Below are 26647 nucleotides of genomic sequence, written 5' to 3' on the forward strand. Positions count from 1 at the left end.
TGACGGCACTGCTTCCCGTCTTCGACTCTCGTGATCACCAACCGCGAAGTCGTGGACGAGGAGGTGGCCGATGAACGTCATGGAGGCTCGGTTCGGGTCGCACCTGGGGGTGATCGCGGCGACCGTGCGCGCCGGGTTCCGGTTCCGGTACCTGCCGTCGCTCGCGGAGATCGACGCCGTGCAGGGCTTCCGGGACCGCGCGGGTGCGATGGACGTCTACCTGGTCCGCGCCGAGCAGGACGCGTTGGCCGCCCGCTTCCGGGTGGACGACCTCGAAGACCCGGTGCCGCACGCGATCTGGCACCGGCGGGGGAGCGTCGCCGACGTCGTCGCCGAGCTGCTCGCCCTGCCCGCGCACGGCACCCCCGGCGCGCCGACGGCCCCGCTGCGCTGCCGCGAAGTCGGCTGGATCTTCGGCCTGCGGTCGTGAGGCCGAAACCGTTCCTGCCGATGACCTGGCGCTTCGAGCCGGCGGGCGGTGGCCACACGTTCCGCTGGGGACGCGGATCCGGCGTGATCACGGTGCACCGCGGGGACGTGCGCGGTTCGCACGGCGACGAGGCGCTCGTGGACACCGTGCGGGTCGGTCGCGACTGGGTCGACGACCGCGACCTGCGCGTCGAGGCGCGGCGCTGGCTCCGCGCCGAGCAGGACCGGCTGCGGAGGGCCGCTGAGAGCGGCGGCTGAGAGCGGCGGCTGGGAACGGCCGCTGGGAACGGCCGCTGGGAACGGCCGCTGGGAGGGGACGCGGAGAGCGGCGGCTGAAGCACGGCCGCTGGGAGGGGCGGCTGAGAGCGGTGGCTCGGCACGGCGGCTGATAGCGGCAGCTCAGCACGACCGTTGGGAACGGCGGCTCGGCACGACCGCTGCGGGCGGCCGGCCGCTGAGCAGCGAAAAGCCGCCCCCTCGCAGGAGCGGCCGGTGAGCGGGCCCGGCGTGATCCGCCCCGACGGCGCCGGGTCGTCCGGGCCGGGGGGGGGGGGGGGGGCCCCCCCCCCCCCCCCCCCCCCCCCCCCCCCCGCCGGGCTCAGGACTGGATGTTCAGGCAGGCGGCACGACCACCCGCGGTGCCCGCCTGGCCCGCGCCGGTGTTCGTGTTCGACTCCTCGTGCAGCACGATCGACTTCGGGGCCCGCTCGCCGGTGATCCCGAACGGGACCGTCGCCGTGGAGCTGCCCGCGCCCTGCGCGTCCGTCTGCAGGTCCAGCCAGATCTCGTTCTGCGGGTTCGCGTACGCCGGGTCCGAGGACGGGTTGCCCGGGCCCGCCGCCGGGTCCTGCCTGTTCTGGAAGTGCGGCCCCGCCGCGTCCCCGGTCGGCCCGCACGCGTTCACGTGCGCGTGCGCCGCGTACCCGCGGTTCGGCTGCAGGCCCGAGACGGTGAAGGTCACCACCGTGGACTGCTCGGAGCCGTCGACGGTGGCCTTCACCTGCGCGCCCTCCGGGGCCAGCTGCGGGTTGTAGGTGAACGCGCCCCCCTGCCCGCCGGGCTGCGCCAGCGTGCCCTCGAACGCCTGCCCGCCACCGCCGCTCTGCTGCTCCTGCACCTCCGGGGGCGGCGGCGTGCCCGGTCCGGGCGGCTGGGTGGACGGAGCACCAGGGGGCGTGCACGCGGTCAGCGCGAGAGCCGCGACCGCACTGCCGAGCACGAGCGCCCGGCGACCGGCAAAAGAGATCCGCAGAGACATGCAGCAGATCATGCCCGAATCGGCCGAATCAGGCGACGACCGGCCCTGGTGGCGAGCCTCGCACCGGTGGTGGCCCGGAGGGGGTTCGAAGCCCGCCGGGGTACGCGCTAGACTCTTGGTGGGACTCCGTGCGGCGTCCATCCTGTGAACTCCCCCAGGGCCGGAAGGCAGCAAGGGTAAGCGGGCTCTGGCGGGTGCACGGGGTCCCGCTTACTTTTCCCCGGCCGCCCGCACCCCACGTCCCGATCCGGGGCGTCGGTGCCACCGCGTAGGGTTCCGACCGTGGCGCTCGCCCTCTACCGCAAGTACCGTCCGGCGACCTTCGCTGAGGTCGTCGGCCAAGAGCACGTCACCGAACCGCTGCGCACCGCACTGTCGGCGCAGCGCATCAACCACGCGTACCTGTTCTCCGGGCCGCGCGGCTGCGGCAAGACGTCCAGCGCGCGCATCCTCGCCCGGTCGCTGAACTGCGCGCAGGGGCCCACGCCGGACCCGTGCGGGGAGTGCGACTCGTGCGTGGCGCTCGCCCCGGAAGGCTCGGGCAGCGTCGACGTCGTCGAACTCGACGCGGCCAGCCACGGTGGCGTCGACGATACCCGCGAACTCCGCGACCGGGCCTTCTTCGCGCCCGCCCAATCGCGGTACCGCATCTTCATCATCGACGAAGCGCACATGGTGACCACGCAGGGCTTCAACGCCCTGCTGAAGATCGTCGAAGAGCCGCCCGAACACCTCATCTTCGTGTTCGCCACCACCGAACCGGACAAGGTGCTCACCACCATCCGGTCCCGGACGCACCACTACCCGTTCCGGCTGATGCCGCCCGGGGTGATGCGCGAACTGCTCGAACGCATCTGCGGCGACGAGGGCGTGCAGGTCGAACCGGCCGTGTACCCGCTGGTGATCCGCGCGGGCGGCGGTTCGGCGCGCGACACGCTCAGCGTGCTCGACCAGCTGCTCGCCGGGGCCGGGGACGACGGGGTCACCTACGAGCGGGCGGTCGCGCTGCTCGGCGTCACCGACGTGGCGCTCATCGACGACATGGTGGACGCGCTCGCCGCCGGGGACGGCGCCTCGGTGTACGGCACCGTCGACAAGCTCGTCGAAGCCGGGCACGACCCGCGCCGCTTCGCCACCGACCTGCTCGACCGGCTCCGCGACCTGGTGCTGCTGCACGCGGTGCCCGACGCGGGCAGCCGCGGGCTCATCGATGCTGCGGGCGACGAGCTCACCAAGATGCAGACCCAGAGCGAGCAGCTCGGCGCCGCGACGCTGTCCCGGTTCGCCGAGATCGTGCACACCGGGCTGCAGGACATGCGGGGTGCGACCGCGCCGCGGCTGCTGCTGGAACTGCTGTGCGCCCGGATGATGCTGCCCGCCGTGTCCGAATCGGAGAGCGCGCTGCTGCAGCGCGTCGAGCAGGTCGAACGGCGCATGACGCTCGCGCCGCCCGCCGGGGCCGACGGGGCCGCGGCACCCGCCGCTCCGGCCGCCGCTGTTGCTCCCGCGGGGGACGCGGCCGCGGGGAAGCGGGTGTTCCAGCGGCCCAGCGACCGGCAGCCGTCGGCCGAACCCCGGGCCGAGGAGCGCGGCGCGCCGCAGGCTCCGGCACCGCAGGAGGCCGCCCCGGCGGAGCAGGAACCGGCTCCGCAAGCGCAGGCTCCGCAGGCCCGAGCGCCGCAGACCCAGGTTCCGCAGGAACAGCCTCCGCAGGGCGGAGCCCAGCAGGCGGCCCCGGCTCAGCCGAGCCCGGCCCCGGAGGAGGCGCCCGCGAGTCCCGAGCCCGCACCGCAGCAGGCCGCGCCCCAGCAGCCCGCACCGCAGCAGGCCGCCGCGCCGGCTCCGCAGCCCGCGCACTCCGAACCGGCCGAACCGGCCGTCGCCGACCCGGGCGCCGCGCACTCCGCGGGCTTCGGCGCCGCCGACGTGCGCCGGGTGTGGACCGACCTGCTGCGCGCCGTCGCCCAGCGCAACCGGCCCACCCAGGCGCTGCTGCTCAACGCGACGGTGCACGACTACGCCGACGGCACGCTGGTGCTGACCATGCCCACCTCGGGGCTGGTGAAGCAGTTCGCGCAGCAGCGGCGCATCGACTTCGTGCGCGAGGCGATGGCCGAGGTGCTCGGCGCGGGCACCGACTACGACGTGCGCTGCGTCGAAGCCGGGTCCGCCCCGCCGCCGCAGCGCCCCGCCGGGGCCGCGAAGCCCGCCCCGCAGCAGCCGGCCCAACCCGCCGCGCCGCCGACCTACAGCAGGCCGAGCGCCGCGCAGCAGCAGGAGCAGCGCCCGCCGGAATCCGGCAACGGCAACGGCAACGGCCAGCGCCGCCCCGCCCCGGCCCGCCGCGGTGCGTCGTCCGGCCGGGGCCGCTCCGACGACATCCCGCCGCCCCCGGAGCCGCCGCCCGAGGACGAACCTCCGCCGGAGGACGCGTACCCGCCGCCCGCGGCACCGCCGCCGCCGGACGACGATGAGGACGAGGAGTCGATGATCGCGGGTTCCTCCCCTGCATCGGCCGCCGAAGCGGCGCCGCGCCGCGGCCGGGAGGAAGAGGCCGTCCAGCTGTTCGCCGCCGAACTGGGCGCCCGCAAGATCGACGAGTGACGGTCCCGCGCAGGTGAATGGCCCATCCGCCCAACCTCAATGGGCGAGTGGGCCATTCACCTGGTGCGTCAGATCAGGTGGCGGGTGAGGAACGCCAGCGCCCGCGGGTAGGCGTCGAGGCGGTTGGCGCGCTTCGCCAAGCCGTGGCCCTCGTCGTCGAAGACGAGCAGTTCGCACTCGACGCCGCCGCGGCGCACCGCCGTCGCCAGCTGCTCCGCCTCGGACAGCGGCACCCGCGGGTCGTTCGCCCCGTGGATCACGAACAGCGGCGCCGAGATCGCGTCCACGTGCGTCAGCGGCGAGGCCTCCCGCAGGAACTCGGCGTCCGCGGCCAGCGACCCGTACTCGCGCTCGCGGTGCGCCCGCCGGTACGGCGAGGTGTTCTCCAGGAACGTCACCAGCGAGGAGATGCCGACGATGTCCACCCCGGCGGCCCACCGCTCCGGCTGGAACGCCAGTCCGGCCAGCACCATGTACCCGCCGTACGAGCCGCCCCACAGCGCCGACCGCGCCGGGTCCAGCCCGAGGCTCGGCAGCCAGTCGTGCAGCGCCGCGAGGTCCCGCACCGAGTCCAGCCGCTTGCGCCCGTCGTCGGCGCTGTACCAGCGCTTCCCGTAGCCGGTGGAGCCGCGCACGTTCGGCACCAGCACGGTGTGGCCCTGCGCGGCGAGTGCTTGCACGATCGGGTTGAAGGTGCGCACCGACTGGCCTTCCGGCCCACCGTGGATGATCAGCACCGAGGAGCCGGTGGGGTCCGCGGGCCGGTACGCGAAGCACGGCACCTGCTCGTCGTCGGGTGCGGGGACGCGGTGCACCGACGGCGTCACCAGCCGTTCCCCGGCGAGCGCGGCCGCCGAGTCGGTCATCGCCAGCGGCGGGTCCTCCTGCTCGGCGTCGAGGACCAGCACGTCGCCGGGCACGTCGGGGGCGCTGAAGGACAGCGCGACCAGCCGCGAATCGGGGGACCACACCGGGGAGGGCAGCGGGAACGCGCACCAGCCGTCGGCGGGCAGCGGGACCTCCCGGCGCAGCCGCCCGGTCCGCGCGTCGTGCAGCGCCAGCCGGCCCGCGCCGTCGTCGTTCGTCTGCACCAGCAGCGAGTTCCCGTCCGGCGCCAGCCAGCCGAGCAGGTCGTGCTCCTCGGAGGTCACCAGCCAGGTGCGGTCGCCGGTGCGCGGGTCGATGCGGGCCACGCCGACGCGGTCCCGGTCCGCGTTGCTGCTCACCACCAGCCCGGAGTCGTCGGGCAGCCAGCGGACGTGCGTGTTGCGGGTGTGCTCGCCGGGGCCGGTGAGCACCCGGAGGCGCTCGCCGTCGGTGGTGGGCATCGTGTCGACCAGCAGCACCTGGTCGGACATCGGCTGCTCACCGGGCAGGGTCAGCGCCAGGTAGTGGCTGTCGGGGGAGGCCGCGGCCTCCTGCACCATGCCGCCGCCGTCGTAGACGACGATCTCCTCGCCGGTGAGGGCGCTGCGGATGACCACGTCGAAGTCGACGCCGTTGCGTCGGTTCGTGGCGTACACGAGCCGGCCGGGCAGCACGTCCAGCAGCCGGTGCACGTAGCGCGGGTCCCGGACCAGCGGCTGCAGGTCGTCGAGCTCGGCGGGCCGGGTGCGGCGGCGGTCCAGGCGCATCAGGGACAGCTGACCGCGCTCGTTGCCGCCGGTGTCGTGCTGGATGATCGCCGCGCGCTCGCCGGGCAGGTAGCGGCCGGTGACCGCCCCGGACAGCGCGGTCAGCGCCGTCGCGCCGCCGTTGGGGGAGAGCTCCACGAGCTGGGTGGAGCCCGATTCGTCGGACCCGGCGAGCACGCGCCCCGCCTCGTCCACGTCGAACGCCCGCCAGCTCGCCAGTTCCAGCAACCGCACCATGTCCACCGCCATGCGCTCACCTTGTCACGCGCGGGACGCGCGGGGACCTGCCGGTAGGTGGTGATCAACACCTTGATCGTTGCGGCCGGTGGGCGACGCGGCGGGGCCGTCCGCCGGATCGCGTCCGGCCACCCGGCGGAGCCGGGTGCTACCGCCGCAGGGGTGAAACCGGTCCGCCCGGACCCTGGGAAATTCGCCGCACCGGCAGGGCCGCCCCGGCGTTCTACGATGATCGGCGACCGCTCAGCCGCCGCGTTGCTCGAAGAGGACCCATGCGGACATCAGCGTGCCTGCTCGCCGGCCTGCTCCTGCTCACCGGGGCGGCGTCGGCCACCGCGCAGGAGACCCCGGATCGCCAGGAGACCCCGGACCACACCGTCACCTTCGTCAACGATTCCGGCGAGGAGCTGTGGATCGGCAGCACCGTCAACCCGGACGGTTCACCGCAGCTCACCGGCCTGCCGGTGCTGGCGGACGGCGAGTCCGCGACGATCACCGTCCCCGAGTCCGGCGAGGCGGGCCACTGGCGCGGGAAGTTCTTCGCCCGCCAGGGCTGCTCCGGCGAACCGGGCGCCGACTTCCACTGCGCCATCGGCGACTGCGGCCCGGAGGCGGACACCTGCACCACCGGGGAGGAACCGGCCGGGCTGGCGGAGTTCAACTTCGACCCCGCCGACCCGGACGCCCCCTGGTACAACGTCAGCTACGTCAACGCGGTGTCGCTGCCGATCACGATCGAACCGGACGACTCCGACCCGCCGCCGGACTCCGGGCAGTGCGAGCAGGTCGGCTGCGCGGAACCGCTGCTGGCGCACTGCCCGCCGGAGGACCTCACCGGCGGCGAGGACGGGCAGCCGCAGCTGTGCACGAACCCGAGCCGGGACGAGAAGACCTCGTACAGCGACGCCCTCAACGAGCACTGCCCGCGCGCGTACGCGTGGTCGAAGCAGGACCAGGAACCGGGCAACGACGTCATGCGCAACTGCCCGTCGTGCGGCGGCCTCACCGTCACCTTCCACCGGCCGAGCTGAGCCGCGGGCCGACACGGCGGGTGGTCGCGGCCGGGGCGGGCCCGGCACGACTACCCTGGGCGGAGTGCCCGTTCCGGGCACGTGCCCACGCTGGGTTCGGGCCGGTCGAGCCGGAACGCCGGGCGCGATCGACAGCCCACGCGACGAATCCCAGCGGCGACCGCGAACAGCTCTGGAGGACCACGGTGCAACCGGGCGGCCAGCCGAACATGCAGCAGATCATGGAACAGGCGCAGCAGATGCAGCAGCAGCTGATGAGCGCGCAGCAGGAACTCGCCGACGCGGAAGCGACCGGCAGCGCGGGCGGCGGGCTGGTGACGGCGGTCGTCAGCGGCACCGGCGAGCTCAAGTCGGTGACCATCGACCCGAAGGCTGCCGACCCCGAGGACACCGAGACGCTCTCGGACCTGGTGGTGGCGGCGGTGCGCGACGCGAACCGGGCCGCGCAGGAGCTCCAGGCCGAGAAGATGGGCCCGGTGACCGGCGCGCTGGGCGGCGGTCAGGGACTGGGCGGGCTCGGCCTGCCCGGCATGTGACGGAGAGTCCACAGTGTACGAAGGTCCGGTCCAGGATCTGATCGACGAGCTGGGCAGGCTGCCCGGCATCGGTCCGAAGAGCGCCCAGCGCCTCGCCTTCCACCTGCTCGCGGCGGAACCGGCGGACGTGACCCGGCTGCAGGAAGTGCTGCAGAAGGTCAAGGAAGGCGTGATGTTCTGCGAGATCTGCGGCAACGTCTCCGAGCAGGAGAAGTGCCGGATCTGCCAGGACGCGCGCCGCGACACCGCGCTGGTGTGCGTGGTGGAGGAGCCCAAGGACGTCCTCGCGGTGGAGCGCACCCGCGAGTTCAAGGGCCGCTACCACGTGCTCGGCGGTGCGCTGGACCCGTTGTCGGGCATCGGGCCGGACCAGCTGCGGGTGCGCCAGCTGCTGACCCGCATCGGGACCGACGAGATCACCGAGGTGATCATCGCGACGGACCCGAACACCGAGGGGGAGGCGACGGCGACGTACCTGGTGCGGATGCTGCGGGACTTCCCCGGGTTGAACGTGACGCGGCTGGCCTCGGGGCTGCCGATGGGCGGTGACCTGGAGTTCGCGGACGAGCTGACGCTGGGGCGCGCCCTGTCGGGCCGCCGCGCGATGTGAGGCGGGTGGCGGGGCGCCGGGCGTCCCGCCACCGGGCCGAGGCGCGGTGGTGAGCGAGTTCGACCGGGCCGCCGAGGCGGCGATCGCGCACCTGCTGGCGGCGCCCGCGCGGCTGGGCCCGGTGCGGGTGCTGGCGGTGGACGGGCCGTCCGGTGCGGGCAAGTCCACGTTCGCCGATCTGCTGCTGTCCCGGCTGGGCGCGGTCGACGCCCGGCTGGTCCGCACCGATGATTTCGCCACCTGGGACGAGCCGGTGCAGTGGTGGCCGCGGTTGCGCGCGGGAGTGCTGGAGCCGTTGGCCGCGGGGTCGCCGGGCGGGTACCGGCGCACCGAGTGGCCGGGCGGGCGTCCGGTGCCGGGCGCGCACGTGCCGGTACCGGTGCCGGAAGTCCTGGTGCTGGAAGGGGTTTCCGCCGCCCGCGCCGCCATCGCGCCCCGATTGTCCACAGTGGTCTGGGTGGAGCCGGTGGGCGCGGCGCTGCGGCTGGAGCGGGCCGTGGCGCGCGATGGCGAGGACGCGCGCGGCGAGCTGCGCCGCTGGCAGCGCTTCGAGCAGGAGTGGTTCGCCGCGGACGGCACCCGCGCCCGCGCGGACGTCCGCATCGGGCCCGCCGCGACCGGTGCACCCGGCTGATCCGTCCGGCGGGAATCGCGGTCGTCCGGAACCGGAAATCGACCGCGGAACGCTGAAGATCATTTCCTCGATAGCGCGCGGAATGCGGGGGTGAACGGTGCACCGGGTTGCGCCATCCGGGTCAATTCTGCGCTCGGAAAACCGCGTTCGTGCGGGAATTCGGACTCGATTGCCGCAGTGAAATGGCAGGTCAAGGGCATAGTCTGGCATTGCCAGAATTTCTGGCGATCGCTGGGAAAATTCGTGCGCGCCGATTCTGCGAGGGTAGCGAGATCGTAACCTGACCTACTTCGGCGGCGGCGTTCCGCGGGCTATTGTTCTCCGCAATGTGAGACCTGAGACACATCGAGGTGCTGTGATGAGAGCTCCGTCGAGCCCGCGCTTACCCGCCCTCCGGCGTCGCGCCGCGATCGTGGGGATCACCTGCGCGCTCGTGGCCGCAGCGGCAGGATGTGCCGAATCCCAACGCGGCGAGGGCGGCGGCGACGGTGGCAGCCTCACCTTCGGCGCCGCGGGAGCCCCCGACCTGTTCGACCCCTTCTACGCCTCGGACGGCGAGACGTTCCGCGTCACCCGCCAGATGATGGAAGGCCTCGTCGGATTCAAGGCGGGCACCGCCGACGTCGAACCGGAGCTCGCCGAACGCTGGGAGCACACCCCCGACGGCACGACCTGGACCTTCCACCTGCGGCAGGGCGTGAAGTTCCACGACGGCACCGCCTTCGACGCCGACGCGGTCTGCAAGAACTTCGAGCGCTGGTACCACCAGACCGGCGCCGGGCAGAACAACGCGCTGTCGTACTACTGGATCGAGAACTTCGGCGGGTTCGCCGACGGCGCGCGGCCCTCGCTCTACGACTCCTGCGAGAGCCCCGACCCGGCGACGGCGGTCGTGCACCTCACCCGCGCCACCTCCAAGTTCCCCGACCTGCTCGGCCTGCCCGCGTTCAGCATGCAGTCGCCGACCGCGATGGACCGCTACCGCGCCAACGACGTGCGCGCCGAAGGCGACAGCTTCGCCTACCCCGAATACGCGCAGTCGCACCCGACCGGCACCGGCCCGTTCCGGTTCGTCTCCTACGACCAGGGCAACGCCGCGATCCGGCTGGAGCGCAACGACGACTACTGGGGCGAGCCCGCGAAGCTGCACGACCTCACGTTCCGGATCATCCCGGACGAGACCACCCGCAAGCAGGAACTCGAATCGGGCGGCATCGACGGCTACGACCTGCCCAACGCCGCCGACCTGAAGTCGTTGCGCGACGCGGGGAACCAGGTCGAGGTCCGCGACCCGTTCAACGTCATGTACCTGGGGATCACGCAGAAGAACAACCCGAAGCTGCGGGACCTGCGGGTGCGCCAGGCGCTGGCGCACGCGGTGGACCGGGAGAACCTCGTCCAGGCGAACCTGCCCGAGGGCGCCGAGGTCGCCACCCAGTTCTACCCGGACACCGTCGACGGCTGGGCGCCCGATGTGCAGCAGTACCCGCACGACCCGGCCCGCGCCCGGCAGCTGCTCGCCGAAGCCGGGGCCGGCGACCTCACCCTGACCTTCTACTGGCCCGCCGAGGTCACCCGGCCCTACATGCCGGACCCGCAGGGCATCTACAACGCGCTCGCCGAAGACCTCCGCGAGGTCGGCATCACGGTGAACGCGGTGAGCAAGCCGTGGAACGGCGGCTACATCGACGACGTGGACAACGCGCGCGCCGACGTGTTCCTGCTCGGCTGGACCGGGGACTACAACACGCCGGACAACTTCATCGGCACCTTCTTCGGCACGCCCACGAACCGCTTCTACACCGCGGAATCCCCGTGGGGCGAGCAGCTGGCCGCCGAACTCCGGGCCGCCGACGGCGAACCGGACGAGGTGAAGCGCAACGGGATGTACCAGGAGGTCAACCGGAAGCTGCTGGCCGAATACCTGCCCGCCGTCCCGCTGTCGCACTCGCCGCCCGCGATCGTCGTCGGCGAGAACGTGCACGGGCTCGTCCCGTCCCCGCTGACCGCCGAGGAGTTCGCCGGGGTCACCGTCACCGGCTGACCCGGGGGCCGCCGCGATCCCGCGCGATCTCGGCCCCCGCCCCGGGGGAACCACCGTCCACATCGGACTGAATCGACCCGCAGAGGACGCAGTACCGCACAACCCGGGGGACGCTTGCTCCGCTACACGATCCGGAGACTGGCACAGCTGGTGCTCGTCGTCTTCGTCCTGTCCGTGCTGCTGTTCGGCTGGCTGCGGCTGCTGCCCGGCGGCCCGGTGTCGGCGCTGCTCGGCGACCGCGCCACCCCGGAATCCCGCGCCGCGCTCGAAGCGCAGCTCGGCCTGGACCAGCCGATCTGGTCGCAGTACGGGAGATTCCTGCTGCGCGCGCTCAGCGGCGACTTCGGCACCTCCACCGGCGTGCAGCGCGGATCGCCCGCGGTGGAGGTGTTCCTCACCCGCTTCCCCGCGACCATCGAGCTCTCGTTGCTGGCGCTGCTGCTCGCCGTCGCCGTCGGCATCCCGCTCGGCTACCTCGCCGCGCGCCGCCGCGGCGGCTGGTGGGACAACCTGAGCATCACCTGGTCGCTCGTCGGCGTCGCGGTGCCGGTGTTCTTCCTGGCGTTCCTGCTGAAGTTCGTGTTCGCCGTGCAGCTCGGCTGGCTGCCCGCCTCCGGCAGGCAGGACATCGGGCTCGACGCCACCCGCGTCACCGGCTTCTACGTCCTCGACGGGCTCCTCACCCGCGAGTGGGACGCCGCGTGGAACGCGCTGGTGCACCTGGCGCTGCCCGCGGTCGCGCTGTCCACCATCCCGTTCGCGGTGATCTTCCGGATCACCCGGGCCGCCGTCCTCGACGTGCTCGACGAGGACTACGTGCGCACCGCCCGCGCCAAAGGCCTCAGCGGCGCGGTGATCCGGCGCAGGCACGTGCTGCACAACGCGATGCTGCCGGTCGTCACCACCGTCGGGCTGCAGACCGGGGCGCTGCTGGCCGGCGCGGTGCTCACCGAGCGGGTGTTCAACATCGCCGGGATCGGCCAGGCCGTCGCCGTCGGCTTCGAGCGCAAGGACTTCCCGGTGCTGCAAGTGGTGATCCTGGCGGCGGCGATGGTGTACGTGGTGGTCAACCTGCTCGTGGACCTCTCGTACGCGCTGATCGACCCCCGATTGCGGGCGAGGTGACCGTGGTGACCCGGACCGCGCGCAAGGCGCGCATCGACGACCTGGCCGCGGCGGACATCGGCGTCAGCCTCGTCGCCTCCGCGTGGCGGCGGCTGCGGTACAGCCCCGTGTTCCTCGTCGGCGCCGCCCTCATCGGACTGTTCGTGCTGCTCGCCGTGTCGGCGCCGCTGCTCGCCCCGCACGACCCCGGGCTGCACCTGCTGGAGAACCAGGTCTCGCGCGCCGACAACACGATTCCGCCCGCGCAGCCCGGACATCCGCTCGGCGGCGACCAGTACGGCCGCGACCTGCTGTCCCGGCTGCTGCTCGGCTCGCAGCAGACGCTGCTGGTGGCGCTGCTGGCCACCGTCATCGGGCTCGGCGGCGGACTGGTGCTCGGGCTGCTCGCCGGGGCGTTCGGCGGCTGGGTCGACGCGCTCGTCATGCGCGTCGTGGACGTGCTGCTGTCCGTCCCGTCGCTGCTGCTGGCCGTGTCCATCGGCGCGTTGTTCACCCAGCAGAACCGGTTCACCGTGATCCTCGCCGTCGCGCTCGTGCAGGTGCCGATCTTCGGCAGGCTGCTGCGCGGCACCATGCTCGCCCAGCGCGCCAGCGACCACGTGCTCGCCGCGCGGGCGCTGGGCGTGCGGGAGAGCGCCATCGTGTTCCGGCACATGCTGCCCAACGCGCTCGGACCGGTGATCGTGCAGGCCACGCTCGTGCTGGCCACCGCGATCATCGACGCGGCGGCGCTGTCGTTCCTCGGCCTCGGCGCCGCCGACGACTCGGTGCCGGAATGGGGCCAGATGCTCGGCGGTGCGCAGGACGTCATCGACTCGCACCCGCAGCTGGCGTTCTGGCCCGCAGGCTGCATCATCCTCGTCGCCCTCGGCTTCACCCTGGTCGGCGAGTCGTTGCGGGACGCACTGGACCCGAAGCGGCGGCGCTGAGCGCGCCGCCCGCGACCACCCACCTGTGAGGACCTCGGATATGGCACTGCTGGAAGTCCGCGACCTGTCGGTGGTGTTCGCGCGCCGCGGCGAACCACCGGTGACCGCGGTCGACGGCATCTCCTTCGACGTCGAACCGGGCCGCACCGTCGGGCTCGTCGGCGAATCCGGGTGCGGCAAGTCCGTCACCTCGCTCGCCATCATGGGCCTGCTGCCGCCGCGCGGCGCCGAAGTCGGCGGCTCCGTGCGGTTCGACGGCACCGAACTGCTCTCGCTCGGCAAGAAGGAGCTGGACCGGCGGCGCGGCAGCGACCTCGGCATGGTGTTCCAGGACCCGCTGACCTCGCTGAACCCCGTGGTGCCGATCGGATTGCAGGTCTCCGAGGTCATCGAGCGGCACCGCGGCCTCGTCCGCAAGCAGGCCATGCCGGAGGCCGCGGACCTGCTGCGCCGCGTCGGCATCCCGGACCCGACGCGGCGGCTCAAGGAGTACCCCCACCAGCTCTCCGGCGGGATGCGGCAGCGCGCGCTGATCGCGATGGCGCTGGCCTGCCGGCCGCGGCTGCTCATCGCCGACGAGCCGACCACCGCGCTCGACGTGACGATCCAGGCGCAGATCCTGAACCTGCTGGCCACGCTCGTCGCCGATACCGGCACCGCGCTCATCATGATCACGCACGACCTGGGGGTGGTCGCCGGGCTGTGCGACGAGGTGAACGTGCTCTACGCGGGACGCGTCGTGGAGCGCGCCACCCGGCACGAGCTGTTCGCCCGGCCCCGCCACCCCTACACCTCGGGGCTGCTCGCCTCGGTGCCGCGGCTGGACTCGCCGCGCGGGCGGCGGCTCGCGCCGATCCGCGGCTCGGTGAGCGACAACATCCCGTGGGACACCGGGTGCGCGTTCAGCCCGCGCTGCCCGAACGCCCTCGACGTGTGCGGGCAGGAACCACCGGACGCGTCCATCGACGTGGGAGCGCGGCTGCTGCGCTGCCACAACCCGGTCCGGGAGATCGCCGCCAGCACCGCGGAGCAGTCATGACGAACACGAAACCCGGCGCGCTCGCCGCGCCTGCCGGCACCGCGGACCGCGAGGTGCTCGTCGAGGTCACCGACCTCGCCGTGCACTTCCCGATCAAGCGCGGCGTGGTGCTGGACCGCACCGTCGGCCACGTGCACGCCGTGGACGGGGTGACGCTGGGCGTGCGGCGCGGCGAGACCTACGGCCTCGTCGGCGAATCCGGCTGCGGGAAGTCCACCCTCGGCCGCGCCCTGCTGCGGCTCGAACGGCCCACCGGCGGCCGCGTCGTGTTCGACGGCACCGACCTGTCCGGCATGAAGGGCGAACCGCTGCGCCGGATGCGCCGCCGCATGCAGATGGTGTTCCAGGACCCGCTGTCCTCGTTGGACCCGCGGCAGTCCGTGGAGGCGCTGCTGGTGGAGGGGATGCGCGCGCACGACCTGGACCGGGGCCGCGACTCGACCGCCGCTCGGCTGCGCGAGCTGCTCGCCGCGGTGGGCCTGCCCGTCTCGGCGCTGCGCAAGTACCCGCACGAGTTCTCCGGCGGGCAGCGCCAGCGCATCGGCATCGCCCGGGCGCTCGCCGTCGGACCCGACCTGGTCATCGCCGACGAGCCGGTGTCCGCGCTGGACGTGTCGGTGCAGGCGCAGGTGGTGAACCTGCTGGAAGACCTCCAGGGCGAGTTCGGCCTCACCTACCTGGTCATCGCGCACGACCTCGCCGTGGTGCGGCACATCGCCGACCGGGTCGGCGTCATGTACCTCGGCGGGCTCGTGGAGGAGGCCGGGTCCGACGAGCTGTACACCGCGCCGCGCCACCCGTACACGAAGGCGCTGCTGTCCGCGGTGCCCGTGCCCGACCCGCGGGTGGAGGACCGGCGCGAGCAGATCCTGCTCTCCGGCGACCTGCCGTCCCCGGCCGATCCGCCCACCGGCTGCCGCTTCCACACCCGCTGCCCGTGGCGGCGGCCGGAGCGGTGCGACACCGAACGCCCCGAGCTGCGCACCCTCGGCACCGGGCACCGGGTCGCCTGCCACTACGCGGAGGAGATCAGCGGGCCGCCGCCTGCCGGAACTCGCTCGGGTTGATGCCGCGGACCCGCTTGAACGCGGCGCTGAACCCGAACGGGTCCGCGTAGCCGACGGTCCGCGCGACCTCCGCGACCGTCGCCGCCTCCCGGTCCACCAGCAGGTCCGCGGCCAGCGTCATCCGCCAGCGCGTCAGGTACGTCAACGGCGGCTCGCCCACCAGTTCCGCGAACCGCTTCGCCATCGTCGACCGCGACACCCCGGTGCGGGACGCCAGCGCGCCGACCGTCCACGGCGCCGCCGGTTCCTCGTGCAGCAGCCGCAGCGCGGCGCCCACCACCGGGTCGTGCTGCGCCGCCCACCAGGCCGGGGGTTCGCCGCCGGGCCGGTCGAACCACGAGCGCAGCGTGCAGACCAGCATCCAGTCCAGCAGCCGGTCCAGCACCACCTGCTGGCCGGGCGCGTCCACGGCGACCTCGGCGGCCAGCTGCTCCAGCACCGGGTCCGCGGTGCCCCCGGCGTCCACCCGCAGCAGCACCGGTAGCGCGTCCAGCAGCCTGCGGCTGATCTCGCCGCGCGCCGGGTACGCGCCGGTGATCAGCGTGGTCGCTCCCGCGTCCCCGGCCGGGTCGCTCCAGCCGAGCCGGTGCCGCGCGCCGCCCTGCTCCGGCGTCGCGCAGTCCACCCCGCACTCGACGGGCTCCGCGCTCGTGCCGACCTCGTCGACGAAGGCGAACGTCCCCGGTCCGCGCACGATCATCGTGTCCCCGGCGCGCAGCCGCTCCGGCGGCAGGCCCGCGGGCACGACCCAGCCCGAGCCGGTCAGCGCGGTGACGAGCGTGAGCGGCGCGCCGTCCGCGAAGTGCAGCGACCACGGCGGCGAGACGGTCGTCGTGCCGAACAGGGAACCGTGCGCCCGCACCCCGCGGATCAAGTCGCTGAACGCATCCACTCCGTCGAGCGTAGACGAACGGACAGGCGATCCGGCTCTTCACCCATGTGCGCGTCCGGTCCGGGCGCGTTGAATCGGTGGCATGACCGACACGACCCTCGTCCTCGGCGCCACCGGCAAGACCGGCCGCCGCATCGTCCCCCGGCTGCGGCTGCGCGGCGTCCCGGTGCGGGCCGCGTCCCGGTCCAGCGCCACCCGCTTCGACTGGCACGACCCGGCGGGCTGGGACGCGGTGCTGCGCGGCGTGGACGCCGTGTACCTGGTGGCGCCGCGCGAACCGGGGCCCGCGCACGACTTCGTGGCCCGCGCCGCGGCGGCCGGGGTGCGGCGGCTGGTGCTGCTGTCCGGGCGCGGCGCCGACCGCTGGGGGGAGTCGGACTTCGGGCGGGACATGCGGTCCGCGGAGGACGCGGTGCGCGGTTCGGCGCTGGAGTGGACGGTGCTGCGCGCGTCGAACTTCGCGCAGAACTTCGACGAGGAGGTGTTCCTGCCCGCGCTGCTGGCCGGGGAACTCGCGCTGCCCGCGGGGCCGGTGCCGGAACCGTTCATCGACGTCGAGGACGTCGCCGACGCCGCCACCGCGGTGCTCACCGAGCCGGGACGGCACGCCGGGCGGACCTACGAGCTGTCCGGACCGCGCGCCATCACCTTCGGTGAGGTCGTCGACCTGATCTCCCGCGCCACCGGGCGGTCGATCACCTACCGCCGCACCGCGCCCGCCGCGTACGAGGCGGCGCTGATCGCGGAGGGCGTGCCCGCGGCGGACGCGCACGACGTGGTCGCGATGTTCGAGCTGATGGCGGACGGGCTGATCGCCGAGACCACCGGCGAACTCGCGGCCCTGCTCGGGCGCGCGCCCCGCACGTTCGAGGACTACGTGGTGCGGGCCGCCGCGGCGGGCGCCTGGGGGTGAGCGCCGCTCGGGGGCGGGCGGGCCATCTGCATCCACAAAGGACTGAAAAGCACTTCTCCGACCACACGGCGAAAGCGGAGGGAAGACCATGAACACCGGCACCCCGACCACCGAAGACCTCGCACTCCTCCGGCGCCCGCTGCACGGTTTCCTGACCGTCGCGGCGGCCCCGGTCCCGGCGCAACCCCGCCCGGTCTGGTTCGACGCCGCCGCCGACGGCACGATCCACCTGTTCACCGAACCCGGCTCGCTCAAGGTGCGGCGGCTGGAGCGCGATCCGCGCGCCTCGCTCGTCGTCGCCGCCCCGGTGGGGGAGCGCGAGCACTGGGTGTCGGTGGCCGGTCGCGTCACCTTCGAACCGGACGGGGCGGAGGACCTGGCCCGCCGCCTCGCCGCCCGCTACTGGGACCTGACCGACCCGACGCGCATCGCCGACCTCGACGCCATGCTCGCCGCCGGAGTTCTCCGCTGCACCCTCCACCCGGAGAAGACCCACCGCTTCACCTACTGACCGCGGCGGTCCCGGCATCGCGCTCGTCGACGTCTGCTGCGACTCCGATGAGGCTCCCCAGGCCGGGCCGTCCGGACGCGCCGGTGGGGCATCGCGCCCGTGGGACCTCCTGCCGCTCCGCGGGGGCCGGTCACGCGTTCCGGTGTTCTCCGGTCGCCGGTGCCGCTTCGAGCGGGGGCGCGACGGGTTCGAGGGGTGGCGGGGTGGCGCGGGGCGGGCGGCTGCCGAGGAGGACTCCGCCGACGACGACCGCCCCGGCGGCGAGCTCGACCGGGTGCGGCCGCTCGCCCAGCACCAGCCACGCCGAGGTGACGCCGACGATCGGCACCAGCAGCGAGAACGGTGCCACGGTGCTCGCCGGGTACCGCGCCAGCAGCGTCGTCCACAGCCCGGAGCCGACCACGGTCGCCAGCAGCGAGGTGAACGCCAGCCCGCCCAGCGCCGCCCACCCGGCGGGGGACAGCACCGAGCCGGTGACGGCTCGCCAGCCGGTGCCGGGCCCTTCCAGGAACGCGGACAGCACGAACATCGGCACCGGCGGCACGATCGACATCCACAGCGTCAGCCGCAGCGGGTTCGGCGCCTGCGCCTTGCGGCTGCACAGGTTGCCGATCGCCCAGCCCAGCGCGCCGCACAGCGCGAGCAGCACCGGCAGCAGCGCCGCCGCCTGCGCCCGGTGCCAGCCGATGGCGGCCATGCCCAGCACGGCGATCGCGATGCCCGCGGCCTGCACCGGCCGGATCCGCTCCCGCAGCAGCACCCCGCCGAGCAGCACCGTGAACGGTGCCGAAGCCTGCAACACCAGCGAGGCGAGCCCGGTCGGCAGGCCCGCGTCCATCGCCAGGAACAGGAATGCGAACTGCACGGTGCCGAACCCGAGCCCGTAGCCCAGCAGCCACCGCCACTTCACCCCGGGCAGCGGCACCAGCAGCACGGTCGGCACCGCGATCACCAGGAAGCGCAGCCCCGCGAAGAACAGCGGCGGGAACCACCGCAGTGCGTAGTCGAGGGCGAGGAAGTTGATGCCCCACAGCAGGGCCACGAATGCGGCGAGGAGGCGGTCTCGGGCGGTCACGGCACCGAGCCTGCGGGGACGCTCCATGAAGGACAAGCGAGATTATCTGCAACGTCCGTGTAGTTTCGCTTCATGGAGGTTCGGAGGTTGCGGCTGCTGCGCGAGCTGGCCGATCGGGGGACCGTCACCGCGGTGGCGAAAGCGCTGGACTACACGCCGTCGGCGGTGTCCCAGCAGCTCAAGGCGCTGCAAGCGGAGGCGGGCGTGCCGCTGACCGAACCCGCGGGCCGCAGCCTGCGGCTCACCGACGCGGGCTGGGCGCTGGTGGCGCGGTCCGACGAGGTGCTGGCCGCGCTGGAGCGGATGGACGCCGAGCTGAACAGCTTCCGCTCGGCACCGCGCGGCACGGTGCGGCTGGCCGCGTTCCCGTCCGGCGCGTTGCTGGTGCTGCCGGGCCTGTTGAGCAGGCTCGCCGCGCAGCCGCAGCTGCGAGTGGAGTTCCGCGACGTCGACATGCACCCGTCGGAGGTGCCGGGCCTGCTCGCCGACTTCGACGTGCTGATGACGCACCGGGACGACCACGCGCCGCCGTTCGACGCGGCCCGCGCCGAGATCACGCCGCTGTACCGGGAACCGCTCGACGTGGCGCTGCCGCCGGACCACCGGCTCGCCCGCAAGGACCGGGTGGAGCTCACCGAGCTGGCCGAGGAGCCGTGGATCGGGGTGGACGTGGGGTTCCCGGTGGACGACGTGCTGCGCTCGCTGGCGGTGCGGACCGGGACCCGACCGGAGGTGGTGCAGCGGATCAACGACTTCCGGATCACCGAGGCGCTGGTCGCGGCGGGGCACGGGGTGGCGCTGCTGCCGCGGTTCGTGCTGGACAACCCGAACCTGGTGCTGCGCCCGCTGGCCGGGGTGCGCGCGGGCCGCAACGTGGAGGCGGTGACCCGGCGCGGCGCCACGGACCGGCCCGCGATCCGCGCGGTCCTGGAAGCCCTGCGCGCCGAGTCCCACGAACGCACCACCTGACCCGCGGGGCGAACGGCCCGCTCGCCCGAGGGTGTGCCGCTCGCCGCCCGCCCAGGCGCGGCCCGCTCGGCCGACCGCACCCGGCCCGGCTCACCTCGGCGGGTGCGCCTGGGCCCACCGGGCGATCGCGGCGACCTCGTCCGCGTGCTCGGCGAGCGTGTCGCCGACGATGCCGACGACCGGGATGTGCCCGGGCCGGGCCACGTCCGCGGGCCGGCGCACGAAGCCCTTCTCGTGCACCCCGGTGCTGCCGGGCCCGGGCGTGCCCTCCGCGAGGTGCCCGGTGGTGCGCGCGTACCGGGTCAGCACCCGCGGCTCCCGCAGGTCCCGGTCCACGCCGAACCACTGCTGGCTCAGCGGGAACAGCGCGGACAGCGCGTCCCACCAGCCCTCCGCGGCCAGCAGCAGTTCCGGGTGCCGGCCGCGCAGCTCCGCGACGAGCCGCCGGTAGCCGTCCACCAGCTCGAACCGCGGATCGTTGAACCAGTAGCCGAGGGTGTCGAAGAACGCCGCGTCCACCCCGAACTCGCGCACGATCGCCGACACCGACTCGACCAGGTGCGCCCGGAACCGCGGCTCGCCCGGGTTGAGGAACACCTGGTCGCCCTCGCCGGTGCGGTCGCCGTCCCAGTCGGGCCGGTTGAGCAGTTCCGCGTAGCGCCCGGTGTCGTTGCGGATCACCGACCGCTCCCAGTCCGGGTAGGCGGTCACGTTGGCGCCGTGCCCGCCGAACATCGGCATCAGCCGCACGCCGAGCTCGCGCGCGGCCTCGGTGAACCGGTGGAACCCGGCGTCCCCGCCGAGGTCCGCGCCGGGCCGGTAGCGCGGGTAGTCGTGGTAGTAGCGGCCTTCCCAGCCGGGCAGGTAGGCGAGCACCCGGTGTGGCTCGACGTGCCGGGTGACGAAGCGCAGCGCCTCGGCCATCGCCGGGAAGGTGTTGAACACGTGCCCGGTCCAGTGCTGGCCGTGCAGCGTGACGACCAGCGCGACGTCCCGCAGCCAGTCCGGCACGTCGGTCCGCTGCTCCCACGGCACCAGCCGGTGGGCGTCCGCCACGAAGGACAGGTGTTCGTCCAGGTCGGCGTCGAGGCCGCCGCGGCGCAGCCGGATCGGCGGCACCCGGTGGCTCGTGGTGCGGGCGGAGGCGGCGGGCAGGTGCACCAGCTCGACGATCCGCCCCGGCGCGTAGACGGGCCGGTGCACGTGCAGGATCTGCCGCCGCACCAGCGGGTCCCGCACGCTGAGCGCGAGGTCGCCGCAGGCCGCCCACGGCGTCGCCCACTCGGGCCCGGGGTAGTCCAGCTGGAAGCGGTCGCCGAGTTCCCGGCCGCGGCCGGTGTTCGGCGCCCACCACGGCTCGTCGGGAATCCCGGTGAGCAGCAGCTTCACCGCTTTCACCGGTTCCGGGTGGTGCACGTGGACGGTCCACTCGGTGTGGTCGCCGCCGGTGCGCAGCTCGACGTCGACGCCGCCGTCCGCGGTGCGCTGCCCGCCGAGGAGGGCGAGCCGGTCGCAGCGCAGCCGCCCGTCCTGGAGGCGGCAGCTCGCCGGGTCGAGCCCGTAGCCGTTGCCGGTGGTGAACACCTGCACGGCCCAGCGGAGGTCGCTGCCGGGCAGCGGGAAGTACGGGTCGCGGGGGTCGAAGCTCAGGTCCGCGTCGATGAGGGCCATGAGCGCTCCCCGTGGCTCAGGTGCTGGACGGTTCCGTGTAGGTCGTGATCTTGTCGAGCAGCGCCGCGAAGTCGTCCGCCTCGTCCGCGTCGAAGATCAGCGTGTCGCCGGGTGGGAGCACGACGGCCACCCGGTCGCCCATGACCAGGATCGACACGGAGCGATTCTCGCCTCCGGAGTCGTGGCACGGAATCCGCCATCGGAGGTCATCGCTGTGCTCTTCGGTCGGCCGCATGTCGTCCTGTCCGCCGCGTGCTGGGTGGGCAGGCATGACTGAACCGCGCGGGGCGCGCACCGACAAGTGGAGTAGACCGAACGAGTACCCCAATTGTGATCAACTTCGATGGGGTTCGGCGGACCAGTGCCCCTGGTCGTGCCGGGAGGGCGGCCGGCCCCGACAGGCCGTGGCCTACCGGCCGCTCTCCCGAATTTCCCCAGGGGTGAGTCTGATCACAGCAACCTTTCGCCGCTCCCGCATTCTCCGGGTTCAAGATCCACCGCGACTACCCCCTTTAGTCGAGTTGATGCACTGATCGTGACCGACCGGATATCGACCCCCTAAGGTTTCGGATCGGCTCCGCCGTCGTGCGCGGGACCATCGGGTGGCTTGCCCCGCGGCGCGCGCCGGGCGGCGGGCGGATCCGTTTCGCGCGCTTCCTGCCTGGGAAAAACGTGATGTGCGCATGCCGGACACCGCTGTTCGGTTGCCGCCGCGGGCAGAAGTGCGTTCTTCCGCACTGAAGGGCGAGCCCGCGGGGGCCGGTGCGGAAAGGTGGAGCGGCCCGAACGGAACCGCCCGGTCGAGGAGCCGGGCGACAGCGCTGAGTGATCGAGGAGCACGGTTGATCGACAGGGTGACGCCCGCGGTGATCGCAGTCGTGTGCGGAGTCCTGCTGGCGGTGTTGTTGTTCGTGCCGTTCGTCGCCCGCGAGTACCGCTGGCGCGGCGGGACCGGTGCGGGCCGGATGCTGGTGGTGCTCGGCTTCATCGTGCACTGCTGGGCGCTGATGACCTACACGCTGCTGCCGTTGCCGGAGGTGGGGCCGGGGTTCTGCGCCGATCCGGCGGCGTACGCGCCGCAGCTGGAGCCGCTGCACTTCCTGGCGGACTTCCGCGCGGCGTCCGGTGGTCTCGCCGCGCTGATGCGCGATCCGATGGTGGGGCAGGCGCTGCTGAACATCGCGCTCTTCGTGCCGCTGGGCATGTTCGTCCGGCACCTGTTCCGCTCCAGCCGGATCGGCACGGTCGCGATCGGGTTCGCGACCTCGCTGCTGATCGAGACGACGCAGCTCACCGGGGTGTGGTTCCTGTACCCGTGCGCGTACCGGCTGTTCGACGTGGACGACCTGCTGATGAACACGCTGGGCGCGGTGTTCGGGCTGCTGCTGGCGCCGGTGCTGGAGCTGGTCGGCGGCAAGGCGCCCACCCGCCCGATGACGCCGCGCCCGGTGACGGCGCAGCGGCGGCTGCTCGGGATGGCCTGCGACGTGGCGGCGCTGGTGCTGACCGGGGCGGCGCTGCACAGCGGGGTGGTGGCGGTGCTGCTGCTGGTGACGGGGGCGCCGTCGATGGTGCTGCCCGATCCGGCGCAGGCGGTGCTGAACGCCTGGTTGCCGGGAGTTCTGGTGCTGCTGGTGCCGACGATGGTGGGCAGCGGCGGCACGCTGGGGCAGCGAGCGGTGCTGCTGCGCCCCGCGCTGCCGGACGGCGCGCTGCCCGGCAGGTTGCGGCTGCTGCTGCGGGTGTTCTTCGGCAGCGGGCAGTACGTGCTGCTGGTCGGTTTCGCCGACCTCGGTCCGAGCGAGGTGAACCGGCTGGCCGTCGGGTTCGCGCTGCTGTCCGCGGTCGCCGTCTGGTTCACCGCGAAGAGCCGCGGCATCTCCGCCTGGCTCGCCGGACTGTCCATGATGGACACCCGGATGCCGAGGTCGAAGTTCCGCAAGCGCAAGGGCGACCCGTTCACCCCCGGCGAGACCATCCTCGTCGGCAGCCTCCCCACCTTCGAACCCGGCGGCCGCGACCTCCGCGACCTCGTCGACCCCCGAGGAGTAGGAGCCCACCGCAGACCCGACCGGTGATCGTGAGGGTGTCCGTCCAGCGCGTGGCGTAGGCCGACATCGGCACGCACGTCGCGATGGGCACCGCGTTCACCGTGCTCGACTTCGCGACCCTGTACGACCCGGTGGTGTACCTGGACAATCTCAGCGGGGCGAGCTACCTCGAAGAGCCCGAGGAGGTGGACCGCTACCGGCAGGTCTTCGAGCACCTGCGGGCGAGCGCGCTGGATCCGCGCGTCTCCCGGCGCAGGCTCGACGAGCTGCGCCATCGGCATGCGGCCTGACCGGAGGAGGAGATCGTGGGCGACGGAATGCCGCGGAACTGGCGCACCAGCACCTACAGCAACGGTGGCGGTGAATGCGTCGAGGTGGGTGGTCTTCCGGGCGGCGCGGCCGTCCGCGATTCCAAGGACCGCGCCGCCGGGCACCTGTCTTTCGGCAGTGCGCAGTGGGCGGACTTCCTAGCCGCCCTCGCGCGCGGAATCCCGGAACGCTGACCAGCGCCTCGGAAGTCCCGCTTGATCGAACACCGCTCGCCGGAGAGCCGGGGGTGGAACTGGCGCAGTCGGCGAAAAGCCGGCACGGCGAGCTGCGGAGGACATCGTGACCAGCGGATTACCGAAGAACTGGCGCACCAGCAGCTACAGCAACGGCGGCGGCCAGTGCGTCGAGGTGGGTGGTCTTCCGGGCGGCGCGGCCGTCCGCGATTCCAAGGACCGCGCCGCCGGGCACCTGTCCTTCGACCGTCCGCAGTGGACGGTCTTCCTCGCCGCCGTCGCCCGCGGGCGGTACCGGCGCTGAACGGCGAAGAGCCGCGCCCGCGCACGGGATTCCGTGCGCCGACGCGGCTCTTCCGCCCGGATCAGCGGTGCGTCCGAACCAGCGCGCCCGGCTCGGCGGTGCGCCCGAACCAGCGCGCCCGGTTCAGCGGCACGCCCGGTTCAGCGGTCCACCCGGATCAGCAGTGCGCCCGGATCAGCGGCCCGCCCGGTTCAGCGGCCCGCCCGGATCAGCGGTGCGCCCGGTTCACCGCCGAGACCACCGCGCGGAGCGAGGCGGTGACGGTGGAGGTGTCGATGCCCACGCCCCAGAGGACCTCGTCGCCCACCGCGCACTCCAGGTAGGAGGCGGCGCGCGCGTCGTCGCCCGCGGTCAGCGCGTGCTCGTTGTAGTCCAGCACCCGCACGTCGTAGCCGACGGTGCTCAGCGCGTCCACGAACGCGGCGATCGGGCCGTTGCCGGTGCCGGTGATCTCCTGCTCGCTGCCGTCCACGACGACCTTCGCGGTGACCGTCTCGTGGCCGGTCTCGCCGCTGAGGGTGCGGGACACCAGCTCCAGCGGGCTGCGCGGCTCCAGGTACTCCTCGGAGAACACCTGCCACATCGCGCCCGGTGACACCTCGCCGCCGTCCGAGTCGGTGCGGGCCTGCACCAGCTTCGAGAACTCGATCTGCAGCTTGCGCGGCAGGTCCAGCTGGTGCTCGCTCTTCATGATGTACGCGACGCCGCCCTTGCCGGACTGCGAGTTCACCCGGATCACGGCCTCGTAGCTGCGGCCCACGTCCTTCGGGTCGATCGGCAGGTACGGGACCTCCCACGGGTGGTCGGCCACGTCGGCGCCGGCGCGCTCCGCGTCCACGCGGAGCGCCTCCAGGCCCTTGTTGATCGCGTCCTGGTGGCTGCCGGAGAACGCCGTGTAGACCAGCTCGCCGCCCCACGGGTGCCGCTCGGGCACCGGCAGCTGGTTGCAGTGCTCCACGGTGCGCCTGATGTGGTCGATGTCCGAGAAGTCGATCTGCGGGTCGATGCCCTGGCTGAACAGGTTCATGCCCAGCGCCACCAGGTCCACGTTGCCGGTGCGCTCGCCGTTGCCGAACAGGCAGCCCTCGATGCGGTCCGCCCCGGCCTGGTAACCCAGCTCCGCGGCGGCGATGCCGGTGCCGCGGTCGTTGTGCGGGTGCAGCGACAGGATCACCGAGTCGCGGCGCGCCAGGTTCCGGTGCATCCACTCGATGGAGTCGGCGTACACGTTCGGCGTGGCCATCTCGACGGTCGACGGCAGGTTGAGGATCACCGGCCGCTCCGGGGTCGGCTGCCAGATCTCGGTGACCGCGTCGCAGACCTCGACGGCGAAGGAGAGTTCGGTGCCGGTGTAGGACTCGGGCGTGTACTCGAAGCGGAAGTCGGTGTCGGAGTACTTGCCCGCGTACTCCAGCGCCAGCTCGGCGCCCATCTTGGCGATCTTCTTGATGCCCTCGCGCTCCTCGCGGAACACCACGCGGCGCTGGAGGATCGACGTCGAGTTGTAGATGTGCACGATGGCGCGCGGAGCGCCCTCCAGCGCGGCGAAGGTGCGCTCGATCAGCTCCGGCCGGCACTGCGTCAGCACCTGGATGTGCACGTCCTCGGGGATCGCGTCGTCCTCGATGATCTCGCGCACGAAGTCGAAGTCCGTCTGGCTGGCCGCCGGGAAACCGACCTCGATCTCCTTGTAGCCCATCCCGACCAGCAGGTCGAACATGCGGCGCTTGCGGGCGGGCGACATCGGATCGATCAGGGCCTGGTTGCCGTCCCGCAGGTCCACCGCGCACCACAGCGGGGCACGGGTGATGCGCTGGTCCGGCCAAGTGCGGTCCGGCAGCGACACGTCCTCGACCAGCTCGTGGAACGGGCGGTAGCGGTGGTACGGCATCGAGGAGCCGCGCTGCGCGTTCCAGGGCTGCTGGTCGGCCGGTGCCTGGCGGGACGGCGTGCGTACCCGGCCGGCGAAGGGGGCCTGGGGTTCCTGCGGCGAAGTCATCGGGTGTTCGTCTCCTGCTGGTCGGATGTCAGAACCGCAGACCGGCAGGTTGCTACCCCGCGACGAGGGGCCGGTCTAACTGACCCCGTCGCGGCGGCGAAGCAGGAGAACGCGTGCCACGCCCGCCAGGTTAACCGCAACGGGTGCCCACGGCGCAACCCCGGCGTCCCAGATGGTGGTCGGTCCGCGACCGCCGGGCGGCGGAACACGGGCGCCGCCGGGCGGGGCAGACTGGGGATCATGGCTGCGAAAAAGGGGCGTTCCGGCATCGCCACCCTGATCAACGGCGTGGGCTACCTGTTCGCCGTCATCCTGGTGCTGCACATCGTGCTCGTGCTGTTCGGGCTGCCCAGCGAGAACGGCGTCGCCGACTCGCTGCGCGGTGCCGCCGAACCGCTCGCGCTGTTCTTCCCCGGTCTGGTGCAGACCCCCAACGCCGAGCTGCAGCTGATCCTCGACTACGGCCTCGCCGCCCTGTTCTGGGTCCTCGCCACCAGCCTCCTCGCCCGCATCTTCGGCTGATCGCGCGGCGGTCGCGGAACGCGATCGCGCCGGTGGTTCCGGTCTCGGCCACCTCGCCCG

The 26647-nt window shown here is 73.1% G+C and carries 27 protein-coding genes and 1 other RNA gene; 21 read left to right on the top strand and 7 right to left on the bottom strand.

Features of this window, described 5'->3' with window-relative positions; genetic code table 11:
- Positions 1-70: 70 nt before the first annotated feature.
- Both AC29IT_RS10805 and AC29IT_RS10810 read left to right on the top strand, forming a co-directional pair.
- Positions 71-430, top strand: a complete 360-nt coding sequence (locus tag AC29IT_RS10805) for a hypothetical protein (protein WP_488218619.1) — start codon at positions 71-73, stop codon at positions 428-430.
- A gap of 20 nt (positions 431-450) precedes the next feature.
- The gene (locus AC29IT_RS10810) at positions 451-687 is read left to right on the top strand and encodes a hypothetical protein (RefSeq protein ID WP_488218620.1); all 237 of its coding nucleotides are present in this window, start codon (positions 451-453) and stop codon (positions 685-687) included.
- A 340-nt stretch (positions 688-1027) separates the two neighbouring features.
- Here AC29IT_RS10810 and AC29IT_RS10815 read toward each other — a convergent pair whose 3' ends face one another.
- On the bottom strand, positions 1028-1687 hold the full coding sequence (locus tag AC29IT_RS10815; protein WP_358436453.1) for a superoxide dismutase family protein: 660 nt from the start codon (positions 1685-1687) through the stop codon (positions 1028-1030).
- Between the two features lie 117 nt (positions 1688-1804).
- Between AC29IT_RS10815 and ffs the strand changes: the two genes are divergently transcribed.
- Both ffs and AC29IT_RS10825 read left to right on the top strand, forming a co-directional pair.
- An RNA gene (gene ffs, locus AC29IT_RS10820) (signal recognition particle sRNA small type) lies at positions 1805-1901 on the top strand.
- A gap of 68 nt (positions 1902-1969) precedes the next feature.
- Positions 1970-4291: a DNA polymerase III subunit gamma and tau gene (locus AC29IT_RS10825; RefSeq protein WP_488218621.1), complete on the top strand. Its 2322-nt coding sequence runs from the start codon at positions 1970-1972 to the stop codon at positions 4289-4291.
- A 68-nt stretch (positions 4292-4359) separates the two neighbouring features.
- Here AC29IT_RS10825 and AC29IT_RS10830 read toward each other — a convergent pair whose 3' ends face one another.
- On the bottom strand, positions 4360-6174 hold the full coding sequence (locus AC29IT_RS10830; RefSeq protein WP_358436459.1) for an alpha/beta hydrolase family protein: 1815 nt from the start codon (positions 6172-6174) through the stop codon (positions 4360-4362).
- A gap of 260 nt (positions 6175-6434) precedes the next feature.
- On the opposite strand from AC29IT_RS10830, the gene AC29IT_RS10835 reads away from it, so the two are divergent.
- The 9 genes from AC29IT_RS10835 to AC29IT_RS10875 all read left to right on the top strand — a co-directional run bounded on the left by AC29IT_RS10835 (position 6435) and on the right by AC29IT_RS10875 (position 15177).
- Positions 6435-7193, top strand: coding sequence for a thaumatin family protein (locus AC29IT_RS10835; RefSeq protein WP_358436461.1), 759 nt, complete (start codon positions 6435-6437; stop codon positions 7191-7193).
- A 209-nt stretch (positions 7194-7402) separates the two neighbouring features.
- Positions 7403-7729, top strand: a complete 327-nt coding sequence (locus AC29IT_RS10840) for a YbaB/EbfC family nucleoid-associated protein (protein ID WP_358436673.1) — start codon at positions 7403-7405, stop codon at positions 7727-7729.
- Positions 7730-7742: 13 nt separating this feature from the next.
- A complete protein-coding gene (recR, locus tag AC29IT_RS10845; protein WP_224957109.1) occupies positions 7743-8339 on the top strand; it encodes a recombination mediator RecR in 597 nt (198 codons plus the stop codon).
- Between the two features lie 49 nt (positions 8340-8388).
- On the top strand, positions 8389-8973 hold the full coding sequence (locus tag AC29IT_RS10850) for a uridine kinase family protein (protein ID WP_488218622.1): 585 nt from the start codon (positions 8389-8391) through the stop codon (positions 8971-8973).
- Positions 8974-9331: 358 nt separating this feature from the next.
- Positions 9332-11017, top strand: coding sequence for an ABC transporter substrate-binding protein (locus tag AC29IT_RS10855; RefSeq protein WP_488218623.1), 1686 nt, complete (start codon positions 9332-9334; stop codon positions 11015-11017).
- Positions 11018-11131: 114 nt separating this feature from the next.
- Positions 11132-12142 (top strand): ABC transporter permease, encoded by a 1011-nt coding sequence (locus AC29IT_RS10860; protein ID WP_358436469.1) that lies wholly within the window; start codon positions 11132-11134, stop codon positions 12140-12142.
- Between the two features lie 2 nt (positions 12143-12144).
- A complete protein-coding gene (locus AC29IT_RS10865; protein ID WP_488218624.1) occupies positions 12145-13071 on the top strand; it encodes an ABC transporter permease in 927 nt (308 codons plus the stop codon).
- 40 nt (positions 13072-13111) lie between these two features.
- On the top strand, positions 13112-14110 hold the full coding sequence (locus AC29IT_RS10870) for an ABC transporter ATP-binding protein (protein WP_488218625.1): 999 nt from the start codon (positions 13112-13114) through the stop codon (positions 14108-14110).
- Positions 14107-15177 carry an ABC transporter ATP-binding protein gene (locus AC29IT_RS10875; RefSeq protein ID WP_488218626.1) on the top strand — a complete coding sequence of 357 codons (1071 nt, stop codon included), beginning with the start codon at positions 14107-14109 and terminating at the stop codon, positions 15175-15177. The genes AC29IT_RS10870 and AC29IT_RS10875 overlap by 4 nt, the downstream gene beginning before the upstream one ends.
- Here the strand turns inward: AC29IT_RS10875 and AC29IT_RS10880 are convergent.
- A complete protein-coding gene (locus AC29IT_RS10880) occupies positions 15140-16069 on the bottom strand; it encodes an AraC family transcriptional regulator (RefSeq protein WP_488218627.1) in 930 nt (309 codons plus the stop codon). The genes AC29IT_RS10875 and AC29IT_RS10880 overlap by 38 nt on opposite strands.
- An 82-nt stretch (positions 16070-16151) precedes the next feature.
- Between AC29IT_RS10880 and AC29IT_RS10885 the strand changes: the two genes are divergently transcribed.
- Both AC29IT_RS10885 and AC29IT_RS10890 read left to right on the top strand, forming a co-directional pair.
- Positions 16152-16982 carry an NAD(P)H-binding protein gene (locus AC29IT_RS10885; protein ID WP_358436483.1) on the top strand — a complete coding sequence of 277 codons (831 nt, stop codon included), beginning with the start codon at positions 16152-16154 and terminating at the stop codon, positions 16980-16982.
- Between the two features lie 88 nt (positions 16983-17070).
- Positions 17071-17493, top strand: coding sequence for a pyridoxamine 5'-phosphate oxidase family protein (locus AC29IT_RS10890; RefSeq protein WP_358436486.1), 423 nt, complete (start codon positions 17071-17073; stop codon positions 17491-17493).
- 130 nt (positions 17494-17623) lie between these two features.
- Here AC29IT_RS10890 and AC29IT_RS10895 read toward each other — a convergent pair whose 3' ends face one another.
- Complete coding sequence (locus tag AC29IT_RS10895; RefSeq protein WP_488218628.1) at positions 17624-18568, bottom strand: EamA family transporter; 945 nt, start codon at positions 18566-18568, stop codon at positions 17624-17626.
- Positions 18569-18640: 72 nt separating this feature from the next.
- Here AC29IT_RS10895 and AC29IT_RS10900 point away from each other — a divergent pair, with 72 nt between their 5' ends.
- Positions 18641-19537, top strand: coding sequence for a LysR family transcriptional regulator (locus AC29IT_RS10900; RefSeq protein ID WP_488218629.1), 897 nt, complete (start codon positions 18641-18643; stop codon positions 19535-19537).
- Positions 19538-19627: 90 nt separating this feature from the next.
- On the opposite strand, the gene AC29IT_RS10905 is transcribed toward AC29IT_RS10900, so the two are convergent.
- Both AC29IT_RS10905 and AC29IT_RS10910 read right to left on the bottom strand, forming a co-directional pair.
- The gene (locus AC29IT_RS10905; protein WP_488218630.1) at positions 19628-21208 is read right to left on the bottom strand and encodes a hypothetical protein; all 1581 of its coding nucleotides are present in this window, start codon (positions 21206-21208) and stop codon (positions 19628-19630) included.
- A gap of 16 nt (positions 21209-21224) precedes the next feature.
- A complete protein-coding gene (locus AC29IT_RS10910; protein WP_488218631.1) occupies positions 21225-21365 on the bottom strand; it encodes a hypothetical protein in 141 nt (46 codons plus the stop codon).
- A 685-nt stretch (positions 21366-22050) separates the two neighbouring features.
- Between AC29IT_RS10910 and AC29IT_RS10915 the strand changes: the two genes are divergently transcribed.
- From AC29IT_RS10915 to AC29IT_RS10930, 4 genes are all read left to right on the top strand, one after another.
- Complete coding sequence (locus tag AC29IT_RS10915; protein ID WP_488218632.1) at positions 22051-23286, top strand: VanZ family protein; 1236 nt, start codon at positions 22051-22053, stop codon at positions 23284-23286.
- A 38-nt stretch (positions 23287-23324) separates the two neighbouring features.
- A complete protein-coding gene (locus tag AC29IT_RS10920; RefSeq protein WP_488218874.1) occupies positions 23325-23549 on the top strand; it encodes a Scr1 family TA system antitoxin-like transcriptional regulator in 225 nt (74 codons plus the stop codon).
- Between the two features lie 15 nt (positions 23550-23564).
- A complete protein-coding gene (locus AC29IT_RS10925; RefSeq protein WP_488218633.1) occupies positions 23565-23762 on the top strand; it encodes a DUF397 domain-containing protein in 198 nt (65 codons plus the stop codon).
- 106 nt (positions 23763-23868) lie between these two features.
- Positions 23869-24066 carry a DUF397 domain-containing protein gene (locus AC29IT_RS10930; protein ID WP_488218634.1) on the top strand — a complete coding sequence of 66 codons (198 nt, stop codon included), beginning with the start codon at positions 23869-23871 and terminating at the stop codon, positions 24064-24066.
- 208 nt (positions 24067-24274) lie between these two features.
- On the opposite strand, the gene leuA is transcribed toward AC29IT_RS10930, so the two are convergent.
- Complete coding sequence (leuA, locus tag AC29IT_RS10935) at positions 24275-26065, bottom strand: 2-isopropylmalate synthase (protein WP_488218635.1); 1791 nt, start codon at positions 26063-26065, stop codon at positions 24275-24277.
- Positions 26066-26305: 240 nt separating this feature from the next.
- On the opposite strand from leuA, the gene AC29IT_RS10940 reads away from it, so the two are divergent.
- On the top strand, positions 26306-26587 hold the full coding sequence (locus tag AC29IT_RS10940; protein ID WP_488218636.1) for a hypothetical protein: 282 nt from the start codon (positions 26306-26308) through the stop codon (positions 26585-26587).
- Positions 26588-26647: the final 60 nt, after the last annotated feature.

Source organism: Saccharopolyspora sp. MMCC62 (genome assembly GCF_057736575.1).

Coding starts and splice junctions, on each gene's coding strand:
- AC29IT_RS10810 (WP_488218620.1), top strand. CDS start 451: ATGACCTGGCGCTTCGAGCCGGCGGGCGGTGGCCACACGTTCCGCTGG.
- AC29IT_RS10855 (WP_488218623.1), top strand. CDS start 9,332: ATGAGAGCTCCGTCGAGCCCGCGCTTACCCGCCCTCCGGCGTCGCGCC.
- AC29IT_RS10905 (WP_488218630.1), bottom strand. CDS start 21,208: ATGGCCCTCATCGACGCGGACCTGAGCTTCGACCCCCGCGACCCGTAC.
- AC29IT_RS10870 (WP_488218625.1), top strand. CDS start 13,112: ATGGCACTGCTGGAAGTCCGCGACCTGTCGGTGGTGTTCGCGCGCCGC.
- leuA (WP_488218635.1), bottom strand. CDS start 26,065: ATGACTTCGCCGCAGGAACCCCAGGCCCCCTTCGCCGGCCGGGTACGC.
- AC29IT_RS10875 (WP_488218626.1), top strand. CDS start 14,107: ATGACGAACACGAAACCCGGCGCGCTCGCCGCGCCTGCCGGCACCGCG.
- AC29IT_RS10885 (WP_358436483.1), top strand. CDS start 16,152: ATGACCGACACGACCCTCGTCCTCGGCGCCACCGGCAAGACCGGCCGC.
- AC29IT_RS10815 (WP_358436453.1), bottom strand. CDS start 1,687: ATGTCTCTGCGGATCTCTTTTGCCGGTCGCCGGGCGCTCGTGCTCGGC.
- AC29IT_RS10805 (WP_488218619.1), top strand. CDS start 71: ATGAACGTCATGGAGGCTCGGTTCGGGTCGCACCTGGGGGTGATCGCG.
- AC29IT_RS10900 (WP_488218629.1), top strand. CDS start 18,641: ATGGAGGTTCGGAGGTTGCGGCTGCTGCGCGAGCTGGCCGATCGGGGG.
- AC29IT_RS10940 (WP_488218636.1), top strand. CDS start 26,306: ATGGCTGCGAAAAAGGGGCGTTCCGGCATCGCCACCCTGATCAACGGC.
- AC29IT_RS10890 (WP_358436486.1), top strand. CDS start 17,071: ATGAACACCGGCACCCCGACCACCGAAGACCTCGCACTCCTCCGGCGC.
- AC29IT_RS10840 (WP_358436673.1), top strand. CDS start 7,403: ATGCAGCAGATCATGGAACAGGCGCAGCAGATGCAGCAGCAGCTGATG.
- AC29IT_RS10830 (WP_358436459.1), bottom strand. CDS start 6,174: ATGGCGGTGGACATGGTGCGGTTGCTGGAACTGGCGAGCTGGCGGGCG.
- AC29IT_RS10835 (WP_358436461.1), top strand. CDS start 6,435: ATGCGGACATCAGCGTGCCTGCTCGCCGGCCTGCTCCTGCTCACCGGG.